This window comes from Mesorhizobium sp. AA22, from assembly GCF_001672375.2.
In the GTDB taxonomy this organism is placed as follows: Bacteria; Pseudomonadota; Alphaproteobacteria; order Rhizobiales; family Rhizobiaceae; genus Mesorhizobium; species Mesorhizobium wenxiniae.
In genome coordinates this window covers 3,104,834-3,127,089 of record NZ_CP048406.1, presented here as the reverse complement: position 1 = coordinate 3,127,089, position 22,256 = coordinate 3,104,834, and the positions used below count along the sequence as shown (strand labels likewise).

General features: G+C 62.2%; 23 protein-coding genes. 5 read left to right on the top strand and 18 right to left on the bottom strand.

The features are described 5' to 3' along the window. Positions 1–37: 37 nt before the first annotated feature. The 3 genes from ilvN to A9K68_RS15125 all read right to left on the bottom strand — a co-directional run bounded on the left by ilvN (position 38) and on the right by A9K68_RS15125 (position 3,931). Positions 38–610 (bottom strand): acetolactate synthase small subunit, encoded by a 573-nt coding sequence (ilvN, locus tag A9K68_RS15135; protein ID WP_029351349.1) that lies wholly within the window; start codon positions 608–610, stop codon positions 38–40. Between the two features lie 82 nt (positions 611–692). Further along, a complete protein-coding gene (locus A9K68_RS15130) occupies positions 693–2,444 on the bottom strand; it encodes an acetolactate synthase 3 large subunit (protein WP_246811415.1) in 1,752 nt (583 codons plus the stop codon). Positions 2,445–2,770: 326 nt separating this feature from the next. After that, complete coding sequence (locus tag A9K68_RS15125) at positions 2,771–3,931, bottom strand: PcfJ domain-containing protein (RefSeq protein WP_065010262.1); 1,161 nt, start codon at positions 3,929–3,931, stop codon at positions 2,771–2,773. A gap of 451 nt (positions 3,932–4,382) precedes the next feature. Here A9K68_RS15125 and A9K68_RS15120 point away from each other — a divergent pair, with 451 nt between their 5' ends. Then, positions 4,383–6,185: an NAD(P)/FAD-dependent oxidoreductase gene (locus A9K68_RS15120; RefSeq protein WP_065010263.1), complete on the top strand. Its 1,803-nt coding sequence runs from the start codon at positions 4,383–4,385 to the stop codon at positions 6,183–6,185. A 13-nt stretch (positions 6,186–6,198) separates the two neighbouring features. On the opposite strand, the gene A9K68_RS15115 is transcribed toward A9K68_RS15120, so the two are convergent. Both A9K68_RS15115 and A9K68_RS15110 read right to left on the bottom strand, forming a co-directional pair. Further along, positions 6,199–6,726 (bottom strand): GNAT family N-acetyltransferase, encoded by a 528-nt coding sequence (locus A9K68_RS15115; RefSeq protein WP_065010264.1) that lies wholly within the window; start codon positions 6,724–6,726, stop codon positions 6,199–6,201. 80 nt (positions 6,727–6,806) lie between these two features. After that, on the bottom strand, positions 6,807–7,373 hold the full coding sequence (locus tag A9K68_RS15110) for an XRE family transcriptional regulator (protein ID WP_065010265.1): 567 nt from the start codon (positions 7,371–7,373) through the stop codon (positions 6,807–6,809). Between the two features lie 155 nt (positions 7,374–7,528). Here A9K68_RS15110 and A9K68_RS15105 point away from each other — a divergent pair, with 155 nt between their 5' ends. After that, a complete protein-coding gene (locus A9K68_RS15105) occupies positions 7,529–9,358 on the top strand; it encodes an ATP-binding protein (protein ID WP_065010455.1) in 1,830 nt (609 codons plus the stop codon). A gap of 316 nt (positions 9,359–9,674) precedes the next feature. Here A9K68_RS15105 and A9K68_RS15100 read toward each other — a convergent pair whose 3' ends face one another. Continuing rightward, on the bottom strand, positions 9,675–10,466 hold the full coding sequence (locus A9K68_RS15100; RefSeq protein ID WP_065010266.1) for a GGDEF domain-containing protein: 792 nt from the start codon (positions 10,464–10,466) through the stop codon (positions 9,675–9,677). A 104-nt stretch (positions 10,467–10,570) separates the two neighbouring features. Further along, entirely contained in the window at positions 10,571–11,569 is a 999-nt protein-coding gene (miaA, locus tag A9K68_RS15095) for a tRNA (adenosine(37)-N6)-dimethylallyltransferase MiaA (protein ID WP_246811414.1), read from the bottom strand. Here miaA and serB point away from each other — a divergent pair. Continuing rightward, entirely contained in the window at positions 11,553–12,455 is a 903-nt protein-coding gene (gene serB / locus A9K68_RS15090) for a phosphoserine phosphatase SerB (protein ID WP_082982581.1), read from the top strand. The two genes, miaA and serB, sit on opposite strands and share 17 nt — an antisense overlap. Beyond that, positions 12,452–13,015 carry a GNAT family N-acetyltransferase gene (locus A9K68_RS15085; protein ID WP_065010268.1) on the top strand — a complete coding sequence of 188 codons (564 nt, stop codon included), beginning with the start codon at positions 12,452–12,454 and terminating at the stop codon, positions 13,013–13,015. The genes serB and A9K68_RS15085 overlap by 4 nt, the downstream gene beginning before the upstream one ends. Here the strand turns inward: A9K68_RS15085 and A9K68_RS15080 are convergent, their stop codons facing one another. The 8 genes from A9K68_RS15080 to A9K68_RS15050 form a co-directional block, all read right to left on the bottom strand. Further along, positions 13,016–13,276 carry a pilus assembly protein HicB gene (locus A9K68_RS15080; protein ID WP_065010269.1) on the bottom strand — a complete coding sequence of 87 codons (261 nt, stop codon included), beginning with the start codon at positions 13,274–13,276 and terminating at the stop codon, positions 13,016–13,018. Beyond that, complete coding sequence (locus A9K68_RS31740; RefSeq protein ID WP_348640726.1) at positions 13,203–13,433, bottom strand: PIN domain-containing protein; 231 nt, start codon at positions 13,431–13,433, stop codon at positions 13,203–13,205. The genes A9K68_RS15080 and A9K68_RS31740 overlap by 74 nt, the downstream gene beginning before the upstream one ends. Before the next feature lie 62 nt (positions 13,434–13,495). Next, the gene (locus tag A9K68_RS15075) at positions 13,496–15,010 is read right to left on the bottom strand and encodes a DegQ family serine endoprotease (RefSeq protein WP_065010270.1); all 1,515 of its coding nucleotides are present in this window, start codon (positions 15,008–15,010) and stop codon (positions 13,496–13,498) included. A gap of 142 nt (positions 15,011–15,152) precedes the next feature. Further along, a complete protein-coding gene (locus A9K68_RS15070) occupies positions 15,153–15,341 on the bottom strand; it encodes a DUF2065 domain-containing protein (protein WP_029351362.1) in 189 nt (62 codons plus the stop codon). Between the two features lie 6 nt (positions 15,342–15,347). Continuing rightward, positions 15,348–16,292 carry a protease modulator HflC gene (locus A9K68_RS15065; RefSeq protein ID WP_029351364.1) on the bottom strand — a complete coding sequence of 315 codons (945 nt, stop codon included), beginning with the start codon at positions 16,290–16,292 and terminating at the stop codon, positions 15,348–15,350. Beyond that, entirely contained in the window at positions 16,292–17,395 is a 1,104-nt protein-coding gene (gene hflK / locus A9K68_RS15060) for an FtsH protease activity modulator HflK (RefSeq protein ID WP_065010271.1), read from the bottom strand. Before hflK ends, A9K68_RS15065 begins: the two co-directional genes overlap by 1 nt. Before the next feature lie 141 nt (positions 17,396–17,536). Beyond that, complete coding sequence (locus tag A9K68_RS15055) at positions 17,537–18,055, bottom strand: dihydrofolate reductase (protein WP_065010272.1); 519 nt, start codon at positions 18,053–18,055, stop codon at positions 17,537–17,539. Beyond that, the gene (locus A9K68_RS15050) at positions 18,055–19,068 is read right to left on the bottom strand and encodes a DUF4424 domain-containing protein (RefSeq protein WP_065010273.1); all 1,014 of its coding nucleotides are present in this window, start codon (positions 19,066–19,068) and stop codon (positions 18,055–18,057) included. Before A9K68_RS15050 ends, A9K68_RS15055 begins: the two co-directional genes overlap by 1 nt. 129 nt (positions 19,069–19,197) lie before the next feature. On the opposite strand from A9K68_RS15050, the gene cobF reads away from it, so the two are divergent. Next, positions 19,198–19,971: a precorrin-6A synthase (deacetylating) gene (gene cobF / locus A9K68_RS15045; protein ID WP_065010274.1), complete on the top strand. Its 774-nt coding sequence runs from the start codon at positions 19,198–19,200 to the stop codon at positions 19,969–19,971. A 30-nt stretch (positions 19,972–20,001) separates the two neighbouring features. On the opposite strand, the gene A9K68_RS15040 is transcribed toward cobF, so the two are convergent. The 3 genes from A9K68_RS15040 to modB form a co-directional block, all read right to left on the bottom strand. Continuing rightward, the gene (locus tag A9K68_RS15040; RefSeq protein ID WP_029351372.1) at positions 20,002–20,343 is read right to left on the bottom strand and encodes a winged helix-turn-helix domain-containing protein; all 342 of its coding nucleotides are present in this window, start codon (positions 20,341–20,343) and stop codon (positions 20,002–20,004) included. Between the two features lie 90 nt (positions 20,344–20,433). Continuing rightward, complete coding sequence (gene modC, locus A9K68_RS15035; protein WP_065010275.1) at positions 20,434–21,546, bottom strand: molybdenum ABC transporter ATP-binding protein; 1,113 nt, start codon at positions 21,544–21,546, stop codon at positions 20,434–20,436. Next, on the bottom strand, positions 21,543–22,247 hold the full coding sequence (gene modB, locus A9K68_RS15030) for a molybdate ABC transporter permease subunit (protein ID WP_065010276.1): 705 nt from the start codon (positions 22,245–22,247) through the stop codon (positions 21,543–21,545). Before modB ends, modC begins: the two co-directional genes overlap by 4 nt. Positions 22,248–22,256 lie beyond the last annotated feature (9 nt).

Genomic DNA, 22,256 nt, shown 5'->3' with positions numbered 1-22,256 from the left:
GCGGCGCCAGCGCGTTGGAGCCATAGCGCCGGACGGTTTACATCCCTTGCGGGCCGCGATTCATCGCCGCCACGCCGGTCCGGCAGATCTCGACCAGGCCCAGCGGTTTCATGATGGCGATGAACTGGTCGATCTTGGAGCCCTTGCCGGTGATCTCGAAGATGAAATGCTCGGTATTGGCGTCGATGACGCTAGCGCGGAAGGCATCGGCCAGCCTCAGCGCCTCGACGCGACCTTCGCCGGTGCCGGCCACTTTCACCAGCGCGAGCTCCCGCTCCAGCGGCCGGTCCTGGCCGAGTTCATGCGAGCGCACGGTGAGATCGACGACACGGTGCACCGGCACGATGCGCTCGAGCTGATGCTTGATCTGCTCCAGCACATGCGGCGTACCCCGCGTTACGATGGTGATGCGCGACAGATGCTTTTCATGTTCGGTTTCGGAGACCGTCAGGCTCTCGATGTTGTAGCCGCGTCCGGAAAACAGGCCGATGACCCGGGCCAGCACGCCCGGCTCGTTGTCGACCAGCACGGAAAGCGTGTGAGTCTCCGGCTTTTCCGTTTCCTTGGCGATGAAGTAGGCGGAGCCGGTCGGTTGAAGCTGTGCGTTCATGACATGAATCTCGATTTCAAACTTTTGAGCCAATTCTCTGTTTACGTACGGCTTCTTCCGACAGCCCTGCCCCGGCTGAGTGTTACACCAGTTCCCTGCCCTTGGCGTCGATGGCGTTGGCCACCGCCTCGTCGGTCGCCTCATCAGGCAGAAGCATCTCGTTGTGCGCCTTGCCCGACGGGATCATCGGGAAGCAGTTGGCAAGTGTCGCCACCCGGCAGTCGAAGATCACCGGCTTCTTCACCGAAATCATCTCCTTGATGGCGTCGTCCAGCTCGTCCGGCTTCTCGCAGCGGATGCCGTGGCCGCCATAGGCTTCGGCAAGCTTGACGAAATCCGGCATCGCTTCGGTGTAGGAATGCGACAGCCGGTTGCCGTGCAGAAGCTGCTGCCACTGCCGCACCATGCCCATATACTGGTTGTTGAGGATGAAGATCTTGATGGGCGCTTCGTGCTGCACCGCGGCACTCATCTCCTGCATCGTCATCTGCACCGAGGCGTCGCCGGCAATGTCGATGACCAGCGCATCCGGGTGCGCGATCTGGACGCCGAGCGCCGCCGGCAGGCCGTAGCCCATCGTGCCGAGCCCACCGGAGGTCATCCAGCGGTTCGGCTTCTCGAAATGGTAGTGCTGCGCCGCCCACATCTGGTGCTGGCCGACCTCGGTGGTGATGTAGGTGTCCATGTCCTTGGTCAGCGCGTAGAGCCGCTGGACGGCATACTGCGGCATGATCACGTCGTGGTTCATCTTGTAGGCAAGCGAATCCCGCGCCCGCCATTTCGCGATCTGCTCCCACCACGGGTGGAGCGCCTTCTTGTCGGCTTTGGCGGTCGCCCGCCACAGCCGCACCAGATCCTCCAGCACCCGGCCGACATCGCCGATGATGGGCACATCGGTGTGGACGTTCTTGTTGATCGACGATGGATCGATGTCGATATGGATCTTCTTCGAGTTCGGCGAGAACGCGGTGAGCCGACCGGTGATACGGTCGTCGAAGCGCGCGCCGATGCAGACCATGACGTCGCAATCATGCATCGCCATATTGGCTTCATAGGTGCCGTGCATGCCGAGCATGCCCACCCAGTTCTTGCCCGACGCCGGATAGGCGCCAAGGCCCATCAGCGTCGAGGTGATCGGGAAGCCGGTCAGATCGACCAGTTCGCGCAGCAAATGGCTGGCTTCCGGGCCGGAATTGGTGACACCGCCGCCCGTATAAAGGATTGGCCTTTTCGCGTTGGCCATCAGTTCGACCGCCGCCTTGATCTTTTCCAGGTCGCCCTGGACCTTAGGCTGATAGCTAGTGCGCGGCGCCGTCTGTGGCGGCACGTAGATGCCCTTGGCGAACTGCACGTCCTTCGGAATATCGACGACGACCGGACCGGGACGTCCTGTCGTTGCGACGTGGAAGGCCTCGTGGATGATTGCCGCGAGCTCGTTGACGTCCTTCACCAGCCAATTGTGTTTGGTGCAGGGGCGCGTGATGCCGATCGTGTCGCACTCCTGGAACGCGTCCGAGCCGATCAGCGAGGTCGGCACCTGACCGGTCAGGCAGACTAGCGGGATCGAATCCATCAGCGCATCCTGCAAGGGCGTCACCGCGTTGGTGGCGCCCGGCCCCGATGTCACCAGCATGACGCCGGCCTTGCCGGTCGAGCGCGCATAGCCCTCCGCCGCGTGGCCCGCGCCCTGCTCGTGACGGACGAGGATGTGCTCGACCTCGTCCTGTTGGAAGATTTCATCATAGATCGGGAGAACCGCGCCGCCCGGATAGCCGAAAACATGCTTGACGCCATTGTCCTTCAGCGCCTGCACCACCATTTCGGCGCCCGTCATTTCGCGCCGCTCATTCTTTCCACTGCTCATCGGTCTGGTCCCGTACTGTCCGCCATCGGCGATTGCTGGTCGTTTAGTCGTGTTTCGGGCAATAAAAAAGGCCCCCGAGGGAGCCTGTGTCTGCGCATGGGAGGTTTTCGCCCGGCGGTTACACCGCCTTGCCCACGCGCTTTCCTACTACGAGAATGAGTGCCGTTTTCATGGTGGCGGACAATAGAATTGGTTTTGCGCCGCTGTCAACGGTGAATGTGACACGATGCCAGGCGGCGGCACATTCGCCCCTTGTGCAATCCGCGCGGCATTTGCGCCGCGCGGGTCTTCCGTTTTCAGGCATTCAGCACCACGCCCCTCGCCTTGGCCCAGCGCTCGACGATCTTGCGCTCCTCCGGCGAGGCGAGACGATTGCCGAAACCGCGCACCTGCACTGCACGGTTTTGCGGGTCGAGCTCGATCGTCAGCAACCGCTCGACTTTGCCGAGCGCTGTGCGCCGCAGCACCCAGATCGAGGCGTTGCCGGCAATGCATTTGGCCGCGTACATCGAGACGCAGTGATGCATCGCTCGGCTCTCGGCAACCAGATCCTCGGCCGTCTTGAGTTGGCGAACGAAGAAACGCTCGCCATGCGCCTTCGCCTCCTTGGAGGATGGCTGCCATTCCCAGTCCTCGAGGCGCGAGCCGTCCCAGGCGCGGCCCTGCGACTGCATTCCGGCAGTACGCGGAGCCCGCCCGGTAGCGCGGCGGCGCATTGCCTCGATGCGTTCGATCGCGGCAATGTCGCGATGCCACTCCAACATTTGCCGACGCAGCGAGGCGAGCGTACGACCCTTCAGGGTGTATGCTGCGTCGCGCTGGTGCATCGCGCCAATATAGTCGCACAGATCATCGATCTCCTCCTTCGACGCGGGATGCCCGCAGAAGAACCGCGTCACCTCGCGCCAGAAGACCAACTCCCCGCGTGGTGAGCGCGCAACTTTCGTCCGCGCAAGTCGGGCCGCTAACCCCGGATCATCCGTATAGGACCGGGCGATCGCCACCTGAAACGCCTCGTCGAACGTGAAATCGCCGGATAAGTTTAGGAAACAATGCACCTCCTTGCGGGACAGCCACGCATTGGCGCCCGCCTTGTAGAGCGAGTCGCCACGCGCAACCGCGATATACCAGGCCTTGCGGAGCGCAACCTCGCTGGCATCCAGCCCTGAAGCGTCCAGCCAGATGCCCTCGAGCGCAGCCGAAACCGGGTAACGCGCATAAAGATGGCGCGCGGCAGCCAGCCGCAAGCGCGCACGGTCGCGCGTCTTCAGCTTTGGACGCCACAGCGCACCGTCGCGGATCGCCATACCGGCAAAGCCTCGGCGTGCGTCGTCAAGCGCCCGCTCGAAATCCGGAGCGGGACGCGCGACGGGAGAGACACGCCGCAGCGTTACGGCATATGCTTCAATGCGTTCGCGCTCGGCTTCCTGCCTGCGCTGGATCATGGACTTCGCCATGGCCGTTCTTCCTGATTGGTACCCTGTCAGCCGCACGCAATTCCAGCGTCGGCACGGAACGTGTCGATCTGGGTTGCCGGATCATTGACAGGGTCTCCTTTCAGGAGGACGGGTTAGGATGGGCGGTTCTCTAAGCCCGCAGCAAACTTGACGCAAGAGCCATTCTTTCAACGTTTACAATGGTCTGATGGTGTGTTGCAAAGGTGCAACTTTGGTTTCAGCCAGCAACGATTGTCGGCGGGGAACTCTCGACGCGCTGGTGCGCGCGAAAATGTGGGGCAAATTGTTCGCCGCCGCGCGGACCAGAATTTTTGCGGTAAGCCATTGAAACCGCGCCAAACTATTTGACGACGTGACGCGGCGCACAGTTTGCCGCGATACTCCGGTCAACCGGGCTGGGAGGGTCCGGCAAAGCCACGGTGACGACCAGGACTTCACGGGAGGAAATTTGATGCTCGACAAGGCCCTAGCCAAAAAACTGTCCGACCTGCTCGACCAATTCGGCGCAGCGCTTGCCGCCGGCGACATCGACAAGGCGGTCGGGTGCTTTCAGGAAGACTGCTACTGGCGCGACCTGGTGACCTTCACCTGGAACATCAAGACCATGGAAGGTCGCGACCAGGTGCACGATATGCTGACGAGCCAGTTGGCGAAGACGAAACCTTCGAACTGGGCGCTTGCGAAAGGCGAAGAGGCTACAGAGAGCGACGGGCTGCTCGAAGGTTGGATCAGCTTCGAAACGGAGGTTGCGCGCGGCTTCGGCCATATCAGGTTGAAGAACGGCAAGATCTGGACGCTCCTCACCACCATGGTCGAGCTGATGGGTCATGAGGAACCCGCCGGCTTCGCCCGGCCGTTGGGCGCCAAGCATGGTCACGGAAAAAACCGGCCGACCTGGAAAGAGGAGCGTGAGAAAGAAGCCGCCGAACTTGGCTTTGTCAGTCAGCCCTACACGCTGATCATCGGCGGCGGCCAGGGCGGCATCGCGCTCGGTGCCCGGCTGAGGCAGCTCGGCGTGCCGACCATCATCGTCGAGAAGAACGAGCGTGCCGGCGATTCATGGCGCAGGCGCTACAAGTCGCTCTGCCTGCACGACCCGGTCTGGTACGATCATCTGCCCTATATCGACTTCCCCAGGAACTGGCCGGTCTTCTCGCCCAAGGACAAGATCGGCGACTGGCTGGAAATGTACACCAAGGTCATGGAGCTGAACTACTGGTCCTCCACGGAGGCCAAGAGCGCCGCCTATCTTGACGAGAAAAAGGAATGGACGGTCGTCGTCCATCGCGGTGGCAAGGACATAACGCTGAAGCCGAAGCAGCTGGTGCTGGCCACCGGCATGTCGGGCCGGCCCAACATCCCGAAGTTCAAGGGCATGGAGAATTTCAAGGGTGATCAGCACCATTCTGCGAAACATCCCGGTCCGGACAGCTACGTTGGCAAGAAGGTCGTCGTCATCGGTTCGAACAATTCCGCGCACGATATCTGCGCCGCACTCTGGGAAGCCGGCGTCGACGTCACCATGGTGCAGCGCTCGACCACGCATATCGTCAAATCCGACACGTTGATGGATGTCGGGCTCGGCGCGCTCTATTCGGAGCAGGCCGTGCAAAACGGCATGACCACGGCCAAGGCCGATCTCATCTTCGCCTCCCTGCCCTACAAGATCCTGCACGAGTTCCAGATCCCGCTCTACGAAAAGATGAAGAAGCGCGATGCCGCCTTCTATGAGGGCCTGGAAAGGGCCGGTTTCATGCTCGACTGGGGCGACGACGGTTCGGGCCTATTCATGAAATATCTCAGGCGCGGTTCCGGCTACTACATCGACATCGGCGCCTCCCAGCTGATCATCGACGGCGCCGTCAAGCTAAAAAGCGGCGTCGACGTGACCGAGATCAAGGAACATTCGGTCCTGCTCAGCGACGGCACCGAGCTGTCGGCCGATGTCGTCGTCTACGCCACCGGCTACGGTTCGATGAACGGCTGGGCGGCGGAGCTGATCTCGAAAGAAGTCGCCGACAAAGTCGGGAAGTGCTGGGGTTTCGGCTCGAACACCACCAAGGACCCCGGCCCCTGGGAGGGCGAACAGCGCAACATGTGGAAGCCGACACAACAGGAAGCGCTCTGGTTCCACGGCGGCAATCTGCACCAGTCACGCCACTATTCGCAGTTCCTGTCGCTGCAGTTGAAAGCACGGCTCGAGGGCATCGCAACGCCTGTCTACGGGCTGCAGGAGGTCCACCACACGGGATAGAAATTCGGGGCTGTTACCCGGACTGGCCGATGCGCTTCCAGTAGATAAGCGTACCGGTCAGTCCGCCATGCGGCTTCAATGCAAAGTCCGGTATCTCACCGGCAAGCGTGAAGCCCAACCTCTCATAGAGACCGGAAGCGCCCTCCTCTGTCGCCGTATCCAGGACCAGCAGCGTGCGGCCTTTTTCGACTGCGAGGCTTTCGGCCGCCGACATCAGGCGAGTAGCCACCCCTTTGCCGCGATGGTCGACGCGGGTCATCAGCTTGGCGATCTCGGCCCGGTGCGGCTGGTTGGGGGGACAGTCGAGCAGCAAGGTAACCGTGCCGACCAGAGCCTCGCCGTCCCAGGCACCGAGCACAGCTCTTTCGCCTCTTGCAGCCGCGATAAGCGACTTCCTCCAGAAGGCGCCCGCGGCGTCCGGCGTCAGCGGATGCATGAAACTGACCGATCCACCGGCCGCTACCGTCTCGATCAGCATATCGACCAGCATTGCATGCGTTTGCGCAGTTTGTGTCAGCGCCTTGATTTCGATGGAACTCATGCGTGCAAGATCCCTGGAGCGAGATGAAACTCGCTGTGAATGCGTGAGCTTCGGTCGGGCCATAAGATGCGGCCCTGTCATCAGCCTCTGGCCAGCGCGACCAGATACTCGGCGGCGTCCGGTCCCGGAGCGTGGAAGCTGCAATCCGACGGCGCGCCAAGTGCCAGGCAGTCACCCGGTTCGAGACTGTGGACGACCTCGCCCTCGGTGAATTCCAGCCGTCCGGAGATCAGCCATATCTGTTGTCTGATGAAGGCATAGGACGCTGCCGGAAAGCTCACCTTGGCTCCCGCCGGCAATTGAATCCGGATCAGCTCGAGCGGCATATCCGAGACCGGCGAAAGATGCCGCCTGACATAGCCGGTTGCGGGATCACGCCAAAGCGGTTGATCGCTTTCGCGAAGCAGCCCACCGCCTTGCAGCTCGGCCCGCGCGATGAGAGTGGAAAGCGTCATGCCGAAGGCCGCGGCGACCCGCACGAGAAGTGCTGCGGTCGGGCTCGTCTTGCCGCGCTCTATCGTGCTGAGCATAGCTTTCGACACGTCGGATCGGTCTGCGAGCTCCGCCAGCGACCAGTCCCTCAAGGCTCTTTCGGAGCGTATTCGCCTGCCGATGGTCGAGGATATATCGTTCGCTATATCAGTCATTCATCCGGTATAACGAAATTTTGACTTAGAGCAAGGCGCCGATCAAATTCAATTTTCACGAATGGCTTAATTGCTCTTACACCATCCGACCTCACCCCACCTTAACCCCGTCGATGTAAGGTCGATCGCCTGGGGAAATGGGAAACAGCCTGTCCATGTTCGTCGACCGCGAAGCCTCCGTCGGAGAGCCGACATTGCAGGAGCGCCGCAAGGCGGAGCAGAACGACAAGCGCATTCTGGGCAATGTCGTCCAGTGCGACGGCGCGCGCGCCACCATCAGCGCCTATGCCGCCGATGTCGAAGGCACGGTCACCGGCCATTGGAGCGTCGGCAAGATGATCTCCATCAACCTTGGCGCCACGCGAACCGTCGGCCTGGTCTACGAGATCGGCAAGTCGGATCGCGCCTGGAGCAATGCGGGCCAGAACCCAATCGAGGTCAAAATCGAGCTCATCGGCGAGGTGCGCGACGGCGCCGAGCCCGGCACCAAACCGATTTTCGACCGCGGTATCACCACCTATCCGCATATCGGCGCCATCGCCCACCGCATCCGCAGCCGCGACTTGCAGGCGGTCTATGATCTCGCCGGACGTCATTCGATTACCATCGGAACGCTGTCACAGGATGAGGCGATCGACGCCAACATCGCCATTGACGACACGCTGGCGCGCCATTTCGCCATTGTGGGCACCACCGGCGTCGGCAAATCCACCGCCGTCTCGCTGCTTTTGCGCAAATCGATCGCCGCTCGACCCGACCTGCGCGTTCTCATCCTCGATCCGCACAACGAGTTCGCCGCGTCCTTGCCCGAGCACTGCGTCAGGGTCGGCTCGACGACGCTGGACCTGCCCTTCTGGATATTCAAGCTCGAGGAATTTGCCGAAGTGCTGTTTCGCGGGCGCGAGACCGTGCCGGAAGAGGTCGATGCTTTGCGCGATCTCATTCCCGCAGCCAAGAACCTGTATCGCAACCCGAATTCCGGCACCTATCTCAGGCGTGGCACTGATACACTGACCGCGGACACCCCGGTGCCCTATCGCGTTGTCGATCTTATCAAGCAGATCGACGAGCGAATGGGACTGCTGGAAAGCAAGAACGACCGCCCCACCCTCAAATCGCTGAAGACGCGCATCGAATCGGCAGCCTCGGATCCGCGCTACCGCTTCATGTTCAATTCGCGGCTGATCGAAGATACCATCCACGAGACGATCGGCAATATTTTCCGCGTGCCGCATCACGGGCGCCCGGTGACCTGCTTCGAGATGGCCGGCATGCCGTCGGAAGTGGTCAATTCCGTCTGTTCGGTGCTGGCGCGCCTGGCCTTCGACCTTGCACTGTGGAGCGAAGGCCGGCTGCGGCTGCTTTTGCTGTGCGAGGAAGCACACCGCTATATGCCGGCCGATCCGCGCCTTGGTTTTGCGCCGACCCGACACGCGCTGTCGCGCATCGCCAAGGAAGGCCGCAAATATGGCTGTTATCTCGGCATCGTCACCCAGCGCCCGGGCGAGCTCGATCCCACCATCCTGTCGCAGTGCTCGACCTTTTTCGCTATGCGGCTTGCCAATGAGCAGGACCAGGCGATCATCCGCTCGGCGATCGCCGATTCCTCGGCCTCGACGCTGGCATTCCTGTCTTCGATGGGCCAGCGCGAAGCCATCGCCTTCGGTGAGGGCGTGGCAACGACCATGCGGCTGAAGTTCGAGAAAATGTCCGATGACCTGATTCCAGGCACGGCCAAGCGCGAGGAAGCCTTGCCGTCCGAAACCGGCAATGATGTCGACCTGGTGGCGATCGTCGAAAGGCTGCGCAACGTACCGAAATCGCAGCAGGCGATGGCCTTCGCCGAAGTCGTGGATTCCGCCCGACAGGCCGGTGACCCCAACTACCGAAAGCCACTCGTCCCGCGCGTCCAACCCGACGACGATTTCGACATGCGTTATGGCTTGAAACCCGCAACCTTCGGCCTGCGCCCGCAGAACGATTGAGCCGGCGACGGTGAAAGTCTCCATGGATCCAGCGCCCTGCGCGCTTGAGATACCGGGCAAGCTTTCCCTTCTTGGGTAAATCCCGTCAGGAATTCGTCAGGCTGAGCCGGATGGTGTCGTTTTCGAGAACCGGAGCGGAGTGGACATTCAGTCCACGAGCACGCGCATGACCCCAAAATCGTGATCGATTTTCGGAAAGGATCATGCGCAAAATGAAGATGCTACAGCGTCCTTTGCGAGTCCAACGACGCGCGGCGCTGTAGTAGCGCAGAAAACGGCATCAGGCGGCCAGCATCACGAATTTAGTGACGGGATTTTAGGCGCAGACGCGGTTTCGGCCTTGCCTCTTGGCCTCATACAGCTGGCGGTCGGCGCGGCGATAGAACTCTTCGGCGGTTTCCTTACGGTCCCAGACGGCAAGGCCGACGCTCGTGGTGATCTTTAGGCGGACATTTCCTGACAGTATCGACATGTTGGCAATCGCCTTGCGGATGCGCTCGGCGAATTTGGACAGAAGCTCGGCGTCCATGTTGGGCGTGACCACTGCGAACTCCTCGCCACCCAGACGCGCCACCACATCGTGATAGCGTGTCATGTCCTTGAGACAGTTGGCGACCGCCCGCAACACCTCGTCACCAACATCATGGCCGTGGGTGTCGTTGACCTGCTTGAAATGATCGAGATCAAGGATCATCAGCCCGACCGGCTTCTCGATGCGGCGGAATTCCTCGAGATATTCCTTCAGTGCGTCATCGAAATAGCGCCGGTTCTGCATACCGGTCAGGCTGTCGGTCAGCGCCGCATGTTCCAGCGTTTCCGAACGAGCGCTGAGCGAAACCGTCATGGCGCGCAGCTTGCCTTCTTCTGTCGCCTGCTTGCGGATCAGCGGATAGATGAAGAAAATGCCGAAGAACAGGGCAGTCGCCAAAAGAACGCCGGTCCCAAACAGCAGCTTGTTGAGATAGATGATCTTGTCGACCCTTGCGGGTGTATGAACGTCTTCGGCGAAGGCCTGCAGAAGCCCATAGGCGTGAAGCGTCACTAGGCCGGCGGCCAGGATCACGAATATAAACACAAAAAAGGCTGATTCCGCCTTGTGAAAACGCATCTGCTCCCCGTTGGAAAATTCCCAAAGGCGTTATGGCATGGACGGGCTTACGGAGGGTTAATTAGGACAACTTCGACGGGAAGTCTCCCCTCAAAATCAACTTTTCAGGTTGCACTGGAAAGGGGATCCGAGATCGTGGATTCCACACGATCACCAGGGCGCAATCTCATCCATTCCGGACCCAACTGATGCCTGAACCAGGTCGCCTGGCGCTTGGCATATTGCCGCGTCGCGATCTTCGCGCGCTCGATCGCTTCGGGGAAACTCAACTCGCCGGCCATTGCGGCCTGGAGTTCGCGAACGCCGATCGCTTTCATCGCCGGCAAGTCGGGATCGAGGCCAAGGTCGGTCAGCCGCCTGACCTCGTCGAGAGCGCCCTTCTCCAGCATGCGGTCGAACCGCGCCTCGATCCGCTCCACCAGCTCCGCTCGGTCCGGTTCGATCACAAAGAAACGCGTGCTGGCCCTGTCGATCAGTGGACGGCCGCGCGCCGCCTGCCATTCCAGGATGGAACGGCCCGATGCGTCGAGCACCTCCAGCGCCCGCACGATGCGCTGGCCGTCGGTCGGCTTCAGCATCATGCCGGTTGCGGAATCCTCGCGCAGCAGGATGCGGTGCAGCTCGGCTGCGCCCTGCTCCTGGAGTTCGTAGCGCCAGCGATCACGGATCGACTGCGGAATGTCGGGCATTTCCGAAATGCCTTCCGCAAGCGCCCGAAAATAAAGCCCCGTCCCACCGACGAAAATCACCGGCCGTTCGAAGAACGTGCCGACCCGCCGTTCCAAGAACGCACCGTTGTCGATGAGCTTCATCACATCGCGCAGCCAGGCGCCGGTGGAATATGCGGTGGAGGGATGGACATGTCCGTAGAGGAAATGCGGGACGCGAGCCAGTTCGGCAGCAGTCGGCCGCGCCGTCAGCACGTCGAGCACCGAATAGCCTTGCATGGAATCGGTGTTGACGATGACGCCGCCATTGCGCTCGGCGAGGTCGACCGCAAGGGCGGACTTGCCGCTGGCGGTCGGCCCGGCTATCAGGATCGCGTTCTTAACGCGGCCCTCGCCCGCCTGCCTGCCGGAATTTTCGATGCCCCCGCTTGCCACGCCCTTGGTCGCCACGCTTGTGTCCCATCCCGCCGGCCGCGCATTGTCGCCGGCGCTTGCGAATATGGTGTCACGGTCGGTTGGCGCAAGCACTGTTCGCTGGCTGGCCGAAGGCATCGCCTGCGAATTCGCTTTGCCCGAGGCGGCCGAAGCCGTTGAAACGACCGCCGGCCTGCGCGCCGTGCTCGCACCCGAACCGGTCGACGTGATCGTCCAGCTGGCCGAGGGAAGGCGGAAGAAAATTCTCATCGCCGATATGGATTCGACTGTTATCGACCAGGAGTGCATCGACGAGCTTGCCGACGAGATCGGCGTCAAGGATTACGTCGCTGCCATCACGGCGCGATCGATGAATGGCGAGATCGCATTCGAGCCGGCCTTGCGCGAGCGGGTGGCGCTGCTGAAAGGCCTCAACGCTGCCGTGGTCGACCGCGTCATCGCCAACCGCTTGACGCTGGCCCCCGGCGGCCGCGCACTTGTCCAGACCATGCGGGCCAATGGCGCATGGACTGCACTCGTGTCGGGTGGCTTCAACGTCTTCACCTCACGCATCGCCGCCATGCTCGGCTTTCAGGAGAACCGCGCCAACCGCCTGATCGAGCAGGACGGCCACTTCACCGGGCTGGTGGCCGAGCCGATCCTGGGGCGTGCCGCCAAGGCCGATGCGCTGCTCGAGATTTCGGCGCGACTCGGGCTGACGACCGCCGACGCCATTGCTGTCGGCGATGGCGCCAACGACCTCGACATGATCCGCCTAGCCGGCACCGGTGTGGCACTTCACGCCAAGCAGGTCGTGGCGGCGGAGGCAAAATTCCGCATTGACCACGGCGACCTGACCGCGCTGCTCTATCTGCAGGGCTACCAGCGGGAGGAATTTGTGGAGTGACGCCGATCCGCACCGAGCGCCTGATCCTGCGCAACTGGGAGGATCGCGACCGTGAGCTCTTCTACCGCATCAATTCCGACGAACGCGTCATGGAATTCTTTCCATTTCGCCGCGACCGCGCTGCCGCGGACGCCAAAATGGACGAGTTCCGCGCCTGGATCGCCGAGGATGGCTACGGTTTCGCTGCCGCCGAGATAATTGAAACGCGCCAATGCATCGGCTTCGTCGGCCTCCTCGACACCGATCATTTGCCCTTCCTGCCTGCCGGCACAGTCGAGATCGGCTGGCGGCTGGCGCCCGAATTCTGGGGCCATGGCTATGTCACCGAGGCAGCCGAAGCGTGGCTCGCCTATGGCTTCGAAACGCTTGGCCTCGACGAAATCGTGTCCTTCGCCGTTAGGGATAACAGCCGTTCCACAGCCGTCATGAAGCGCCTGGGCATGATCGCCGACCCGGCCAGCGATTTCGACCACTCCGGCATTCCGGACAGCCATGCCATGCTCAAGCGGCATGTGTTCTACAGGCTGACAGCCAAGGATTGGCAAAAAAACCGGCCTTGATCAGTGCTTGTCAAACGGAAGCTCGCCGCCGGGTTGCGGCGGTTTGATGCCGACGCGATCGAGCACTTTAGCGAAATCATCGCCTGATGCATCACCAGCCCGTCGACGCAGGAAATCGGCCGCTGTCTCCATGGCTCCAACGTTTTGCGCCACGGCCGAAGCGATCCACTGGTTCAGCGACACCCCATCAGCCTTTGCCAGACGTGCAGCCGCCTCCTTGATCGACAAGGGAAGTTTCAACGGATCGGTCGCCTTGCTCATGTTCGAAATGCTTCCAACAATTCGGCGGGCCTGATGACTGGAACTTCAAAAAAGGGCCTGCCGCAGTCACAAAATCGCGGCGATTGTGAGTGACCAATGCGTCTGCCCGACGATTGATCGCTGCCGCAAGCACCATCTCATCCTTCGGATCACTCAACTGCGGGCGCCAGAGAAAGTGCAGCTCTACCGGTTCTGCCAAGACAGCAAAGCCGGCCGGACTCAGTCCATCCGGATCGTCACAAACCGCAATTCGCCGGTCTTCGACGCCAGCATCAGCAGCGCGTTCTTGCGTCCCTGCTCCTTCAACGCAGCAATCCGGTCCATGACATCCTTGGGCGTGGCGACCGATTCCTGAGCGATCTCGGTGATCACCTCGCCGGCCTGGATGCCACGTTCGGCAGCGGCCGAGTCCTTGGTGACTTCGGTGATGACGACGCCGGAGACTTCGGCGGCGATGCCGAATTTCGTCCGCGTCTCGTCGTTGAGCTCGCCAACGGTCATGCCGAGCACGGAAGCCGTCGAAACGGCGGGCGCCTCGTCGCCATTATCCTTGCCGGCGGTGCCATTCTCGCCGCTGGCAAGCTTTTCGCCATCTTCGAGCCGGCCGAGCGTCACCTTCACGGTCTGCTCGACACCCTTGCGCACGATGACCACGTCGACAGCCTTGCCGACCGTGCTTTCCGCGACGACGCGCGGCAGGTCGCGCATTTCATTGACGTCCCTGCCGTCGAACTTGATGATGACGTCGCCCGCCAGAATGGTGCCGTTGTCGACAGGCCCGCCCTTGATGACGCCGGCGACCAGGGCGCCCTTAGCGGTGGCCATGCCGAGGCTTTCGGCAATGTCGTCCGTCACCGGCTGGATGCGCACGCCGAGCCAGCCGCGCCGCGTCTCGCCGAACTGGCGGAGTTGGTCGACGACGCCCAACGCAAGCTGCGAGGGAATGGAAAAGCCGATGCCGATCGAGCCGCCGGACGGCGAGATGATCGCCGTGTTGATGCCGATCACCTCGCCGTCGCTGTTGAACAGCGGTCCGCCGGAGTTGCCTCGGTTGATCGCGGCATCGGTCTGGATGAAGTCGTCATAGGGACCGGAATTGATGTCGCGGTTGCGGGCCGAGACGATACCAACCGTCACGGTGCCGCCGAGGCCGAACGGATTGCCGATCGCCATCACCCAGTCCCCGACACGCATCTTGCTGGAATCGCCGAATTTCACCGCCGTCAGTTTGTGCCCTTTCGGATCGACCTTCAGCACCGCCACGTCGGTCTTGGTGTCGGTGCCGACCAGCGTCGCCTTCAGCGTCACGCCGTCGGAGAAATTCACCTCGATGTCGTCGGCATCGGCGATCACGTGATTATTCGTCACCACGATACCCTGCTCGGCGTCGACCACGAAGCCGGAGCCCAGCGACTGCACCTTTTGCGAGGGGTTGCCCTGTTCGCCGGGACGGTTCTTGAAGAAATCGTCGAAGAAATCCTGGAAGGGCGAGCCCTCCGGAAGCTGCGGCATCGGCACCGCGCCCGGGCCCTCCGTGCCCTTCACCCTCTGCGAGGTCGATATGTTGACCACGGCGCCGAGCAGGCCCTGCGCGAGATCGGCGACCGAAGCCGGGCCGTCGGCGGCGGCCGCAGGCGTCACCAGCGACGGGACGGTAGCGGCGCCGATAAGAAGTGCTGCAGCACCCGCGGTGAACGTCCGCCTCGCCGCGCGCAAAAACCTGTTGGATGTCATCGAGAAATCTCCCGGTGTCTCTGAGAAGAAAAGCGCTCGCCGAAAACGCTGCGTAGAACCATGTTGGCAAGAAATACGGCACGTTTGCGGCTATGGCTATCGGCGGAGGATAAAACCTCCGTTATCCCGAAATCATAGACCGTCATCCACCTCGCACCAGCCAGACGATGCCGACGCCAACGGCGATGGCAATCAGCCCGGCGACCCGCAGCGCATTCTCCGGCATCGACAGAACTTCGCCGGCAAGTTTCTTGGCGAGGCCGGGAAAGCCGCCATAGACCAAGCCCTCTACCACGAGAACCAAGCCTATTGCCGCCAGAAAATCCTGCACCGGCCGTTACTGGCCGATGCCTGGCTGCGCTGCCGGTGCAGCAGGTGCTGCGGGCGACGCTGCCGGCGCAGCCGCGCCGGCGGGGTTGCGGAAGAAACGGAAGAATTCCGAATTCGGCGACAGCACCATCGTCGTCCCGGTATTGTCCAGCGCCGTGCCGTAGGCATTCATCGACCGGTAAAAGTCGAAGAAGGCCGGATCGCGCTGGTAGGCATTCGCGAAGGTGGCGCTGCGTTGAGCTTCGCCTTCACCGCGCAGGATTTCAGACTCTCTCCGTGCCTCGGCGACGATCTCCACCACTTCGCGGTCGGCGCGCGCCCTGATGCGCTGCGCCGCCTCGTTGCCGCGCGCCCTCAGCCGCTCGGCTTCGGCCAGACGCTCAGCCTTCATACGGTCATATGTCTGTTGCGAGACTTCCGCCGTCAAATCGGTTCGGCGAATACGGACATCCTCGATTTGCAGGCCGAGCGACGTGGCGTCGGGCCTCAGCTGGTCGCGCACTTCACGCATCATCACGGCTCGCTCTTCCGAGAGCGCCGCCTCGAAGTCGCGCAAACCGTAAACCCGACGCAAGGCGGCGTCGAGACGCGTTCTCAACCGTGCCTCGGCCAGTTCGATCTGGCCGGACACCGCGGAGCGGAACACGCGCGGATCCGAGATCCGATAGGCGATGAAGGCGTCGACCTCATAGAACTTGCCGCCTGAAACCTGAACGCGGATGTTGTCGAGGTCGAAGCGCAGCACCCTGTTTTCGATCAACTGCACGCTGTCGGCATCGAAGAAGGCGAACGGCGCCTTGAAATAGATTCCCGGCTGGCTCTTGACGTCTACGATTTCGCCGAACCTGAGCACCAGCGCCTGCTGTCGCGCATTGACAACGAAGACCGACGAATAGAGCAGGAACAGGATAACCGCGGCGATGACGGCGATGATGGGAAGACGGTTGGCCATCACTGGGTTCCTCCAAGGACCGGCGCCGGCGCCTTCTGCTGCAATGCCGGCAGCGGCAGATAGGGAACGACCCCTGGTCCGCTGCCTTGCTCGATAATGACCTTGCTGGAATCCTTCAGAACCCTCTCCATCGTTTCCAGATAAAGCCGCTGGCGCGTCACATCCGGCGCCTTGGCGTATTCGTCATAGACCGAGATGAAGCGCTGCGCCTCGCCTTCGGCCTCCTGCACGACCCGGTTCTTGTAGCCGGCCGCCTCCTCGCGGATCTGTGCGGCCTCGCCGCGTGCCTGGCCGAGCTTCTGGTTGGAATACTGGTTGGCCTGTTCGACGAACTTGTCCTCGTCCTGTTCGGCGCGCTGCACCTCGTCGAAGGCGTCGGCCACTTCGCGCGGCGGCGCAGCATCCTCGATCGAGATCGCGTTGACGTTCAGGCCGGCCCTATAGCCGTCAAGCGTCGTCTGGATGATTTCGCGCACGGACGCCGCAATGCCCTCGCGATCGTCGCGGAAGATGTCCTGCGCCGGCCGCCGGCCGACCGCTTCGCGCATGGCGCTTTCGGCGACCTGCCGCAGCATGCCGTCGGGATCGGATACGTCGAACAGATAGGCCCTCGGATCGGAGACCTGATAGGCCACAGAGAACTGGACGTTGACGATGTTCTGATCGCCAGAAAGCATCAGGCCTGAACCGTTGCCGGTGGCCGTGCCGCCGCCGATGTTGACGAGTTGTTCGGCGATGTTGGCCGTCTCGACCGTCTCGATGGGCCACCAATGGAAATGCAGGCCTGGCTGCGAGAACTCCGCCTTTGGCACGCCGAATCTGAGTTCGACCGCAACCTCGTCGGGCTGCACGGTATAGACCGCCTTGAATGCCCACAGCACCACAAGCGCTGCCGCGATCAGCCCGAATACGGCTGGGCTGGCGCCGCCGCCACCCGGCAAAGCACGCCGCAACCTATCCTGGCCGCGCCGGATGATATCTTCGAGATCGGGAGGCGAGCCCTGCGGACCGCTAGGCCCCTTTGGTCCCTGCCCCCAGGGTCCTGGATTGTTGCCGCCGCCCCATGGGCCGCCGCCTCCGCCGCTTTTGTCATTCCAGGGCATGAATGTCCTTTCGCTCCCTCACGCGCCGGCCTGACGACGCAAATCCAATGTTGTTCTTCTATAGGGATGCCAGGGCATGCTTTCAACGCGATCGGTGGTCGTCACCGTCCGTTTTGGACCGTCGCGACCCTTTAATGTCTCTCAATGCACGTCGCGGCGTCGCTCGTAAACCGAATAGCGTGTCGCATGACTATCCTTTTCACCGGCCGGAACGTTCTCCGATCGAACAATGCGCCACAAATCCGGGTCGATCGGCGGGAAATGCACGTCGCCGTCGACCGCGGCAAGGACATGGGTGACATGCAAGCGGTCGGCCAGCGGCAGCGCCTGGGTATAGATCTCGCCGCCGCCGATGATGCAGATTTCGTCGGCGCCGGCCATGCAGCGCCCGCGCACCTTCGCCAGGCTGAGCGCCTCGTCGAGCGAATGCACGATTTCGACGCCCTCGGCGCGCCAGGCCTTGGCGCGGGTCACCACGATACTTAGCCTGCCCGGCAGAGGCCGGCCGATGCCTTCATAGGTCTTGCGACCCATGATGATAGGTTTGCCCATCGTGTCGGCCTTGAACCGCTTGAGATCGCTGGAAAGCCGCCACGGCAAACCACCATCGCGCCCGATCACGCCGTTTTCGGCGATGGCGACATAGATCGCGACGTCCATCAGCCGCCGCTCCCGCCATCGTCCGAAGGCACCAGCAGCAATATGTCGATATCGTGCTCAGGGTAGAAATTTTCTGCCGTCATCTCGAAACGCGTCGGCCCGACTTTCCTGACGTTTTCGCCACAGAACGAGACCAGGTTCTTTGGATCGCCCTTGTCGACGGTCAGCTTGAACTTGCCGATGGCGCCCGTCGCCCAGTTACCGCCCGTGGTCAGGATATAGGCGATACGGTTCTCGAAATATTTCGGAGTGCCGTCGGGATTGTTCTTCGCTGCCTTGCGGATCGCGTTCTCGAACGTGCCGTCCATGCAGTATCGGGTCTTGTAGGCGGCGTATTGGCCTTGGAACTGGCCATCGTAGAAGAAGCTGACCGAGGACGTGCCGCCGACGCTCGGTTTGTAGCGGTGGGCGACGTGGACTGCCTTATTGGCTGGAAAGGTCGAGCGCCACCAGTAGGTCGAGCGCAATTGCCAGAACGGCACATAGTCGGTCTTCATGCCCGAACCGTCGTCGGCGGTGTCCTCGATGATGATGCCGCGATCGACCCAGTCGTCGGCAACCGCCTGCGGCAGCTTTGCCAAAGCCGCCCTGGCCGCATCGCCGAACGGGTAGAGCGGCACGTTTTGCGCCTTCAAATCGGCGCTGATGTCGATGCCGAGCGCAAATGCCTTCTGCTCGAGCTGCGGCTTTGCAGCCACGCCGTCGATCGTCACCTCGAAGCCGAGGAAATTGTCGCTCTGCCCGTCGGGGATCGCCGGCATCTCGTTCGGATCGCCTTCGATGTCAGGCATCGGAAAAGCAACGATCGCGTCGACATCCTTATCGGTGTTGTTTCGGAAGACATAATCGACCGTCACCTTTTCCGGGGAGATGTAGAGATCCTCACTCTCCATAGCCACCGCGTCGCTGCGCGACAGGATCAGGCCGCCCGTTCCCAATTCGGCAATCGAATCATTGGCGAATACGGGCGTGGCCGAGAGCGCCATCGCTGCGGTCAGAACATAACGGAACATGGAAGCTCCCTTGGCGAGATGCCGGGGTGACTCTAGCCGTTTCAATGTGGAGTTTCAAAGCCCTTCCGCGCTTGCGCACATGCCATGGCTCTCTGGACACCGACGTTCCGATCGGGCAGGAGTTCGTCCATGCGCAAGCTTCTCGTCATCGGCATCGGCGCCGGCAATCCCGATCACATGACCGTGCAGGCCATCGGCGGCTTGAACCGCGCCGACGTACTGTTCATTCCCGACAAGGGCGAGAAGAAGAAAGACCTCGCAGAACTGCGCCGCCAGATCTGCGACCGATTCGTCACCAATCCAAACTCACGTCGCGTCGAATTCGACGTGCCGGTGCGGGCCGAGCCAGCACCCTCCTATCGCTCGACCGTCGACGACTGGCACGAGGCGATCGCCGCGATCTATGAAAGCCTGATCCGCGACGAGCTTTCGCAAGATGGCTGCGGCGCCTTCCTGATCTGGGGCGATCCCTCGCTCTACGACAGTGCGCTGCGCATACTGGAGCGTGTGCGCATGAGAGGCAATGTCGGGTTCGAGCTCGAGGTGATCCCCGGCATCACTGCCGTCCAGGCGCTCGCCGCCAGCCACAAGATGGCGCTGAACCGCATCGGCGACGCGGTTCAGATCACCACCGGGCGCCGGCTTACCGAAGAAGGTTTGCCCGACAATGCCGGCAGCACCGTCGTCATGCTGGACGGCAAATGCGCCTTCGACTCGCTGGATGACAAGGATCTCCTCATCCACTGGGGCGCCTATCTCGGCACGCCCGACGAGATCCTCATTTCCGGCCGCCTTGGAGACGTCGGCGCCGAGATCGTGAAGACCCGCGACGAGGCCCGCCGGAAAAAAGGCTGGATCATGGACACTTATCTGCTGCGCAAGCCCGGCGAGCCGGAGGAATAGGCTCGGCCGGTACAGAATCCATCATCGACCTCACCCGGCATCGATCTCCGCCTGTAGTGCCTCCATATGCGCCGCCGCCGCGGAAGCCGCAGCCCGTTCGATGGCGCGAAAGCGGCTGACAACCGCAAGCCCCACCGGCGTCAACTGGGCGCCGCCGCCCTTTTTCCCTCCGGTCTGCGCCGCGACCAACGGCTTACCGAACACCCTGTTCATGTCCTCGACGAGATCCCAAGCGTGTTTGTAGGACATTTCCATGCCGCGCGCCGCCGCCGAGATCGATCCGAAGGCGGCGATCTGCTCGAGAAGCTCGATCTTGCCCGGCCCGATGCGCCCTTCTGGATCAAGGTTTATCCGCAAGCTCAGCGACGGCATTTGCTCCTCCGCAGTCGCGCCACATCCATCCTAAACAGCTCTCCCGCGATACCGCTATTTCAAAATGATATAGCGACAATCATCCGTCTGTCATCCATCCGCCTCGACAGGCAGGCCGGCGCTCGTATTCGCCTGGTCGAAGCTTACCGTCTTGACCACCGCGTATGCTTTTCGACCGAGCCGAAGTTTCAGCGTCTGTCGCGATTGCTCGGTGATCCGGGCAAGCACGGTTGCGCCATTGCAGTCTATGCCGATCTCGACCGTGGGCCCCTCGCCCGGCTCTATCGCAACGATCGTGCCCGGCAGAATGTTGAGCGCGCTGAGACCCGTCGGCTGTTCGATGGCGATCATCACATCGCGGGCACGGATGCGGATGCGCACCGGCGCACCGACCGGCACTGCCAGAAGCGGCACGCGGATGTCGCCCGCCGCCGAGCCAAGCACCGTCATGCCAAAGACTTCGTCGTGGCGCAGCACCGCAGTATCCAGCATCGCGCCGCCCTCGCCGCGCTCTTCTGCCGGCAACAGGTCGAGCCGCTGCATGATCGCACCGGTCGGGCCGCAAGCGGCGACTTTGCCTTGCGCCAGCACAACGACGTCGCTTGCCAGCCGCGCCACTTCCGAGATCGAATGGCTGACATAGACGATCGGGATTTTCGTCTCGTCGCGCAGCCGCTCGATGTAAGGCAGGATTTCTGCCTTCCGGGCGTCGTCGAGCGAAGCCAGCGGCTCGTCCATCAGCAACAGCCTTGGACTAGCGAGCAGCGCCCGGCCGATTGCCACGCGCTGTTTCTCGCCGCCGGAAAGCTTCGCCGGCCGCCGGTCGAGCAAAGGACCGATGCCGAGCAGGTCGACAACGGCATTCATGTCCGCATAGCGTTCCGCCGCCGGCGTGAACCAGCGGCCGTAACGCAGATTGCTGGCCACGCTCATATGCGGAAACAGCCGCGCATCCTGGAACACCATGCCGATGCGGCGCTTGTGCTTCGGCACGAACAGGCCCGCTTCCGTTTCGACCAGCACGCGGCCGTCGGCCTCGATCCGCCCCTTCTCGGGCCGGATTAATCCGGCAATCATGTTGATCAGCGTCGTCTTACCGGAGCCCGAGGGCCCGAACAGCGCGGTCAGCCGCCCGGCGCTTCCGAAGCGGACGTCGAGCCCCAAATCGCCAAGCCGATGGGTGATATCGAGCGCGACCGTCATTCGATATCCATCCGCTTGCCGACGCGCCGCGCCAGAACCTCCGACGCGACAAGTGCTGCCATCGAAATGACGATCGAGATCAGCGTCAGCCTGAGCGCGCCGGCATCGCCGCCCGGCACCTGCGTGAACGTGTAGATCGCCGACGGCAGTGTCTGCGTCTCGTTTGGGATATTGGAAACGAAGGTGATCGTTGCGCCGAATTCGCCCATCGCCTTGGCGAAAGACAGGATCGCGCCGGTGATCAGGCCGGGCAGGATCAGCGGCAGCGTGATCGTCCCGAACACCCACAGCGGATTGGCGCCAAGCGTTCCGGCCGCCGCCTCGATTCTGCGGTCGACCGCCTCGATCGACAGCCGGATCGCCCGCACCATCAAGGGAAAGCCCATGACGGCGCAGGCCAGTGCGGCACCTGTCCAGCGAAAGGAAAAAACGATGCCGAAATGCTCGGCCAGAAACGCCCCGGCCGGGCCGCGCCTGCCGAAGGAGAGCAGCAGCAGATAGCCGACAACCACCGGCGGCAGGATCAACGGCAGATGCACCAGCCCGTTGAGCAGCGTCTTGCCCCAGAATTGTCCACGGGCGAGCACAAGCGCGATCAATATGCCGGGCGGCAGGCTGGCGATCATCGCCACTGTCGCCACCTTGATCGACAGCCGGACCGCATTCCATTCGTCGGGAGTGAGATCCAGCAGCCAGTTCATCTTTTTGGC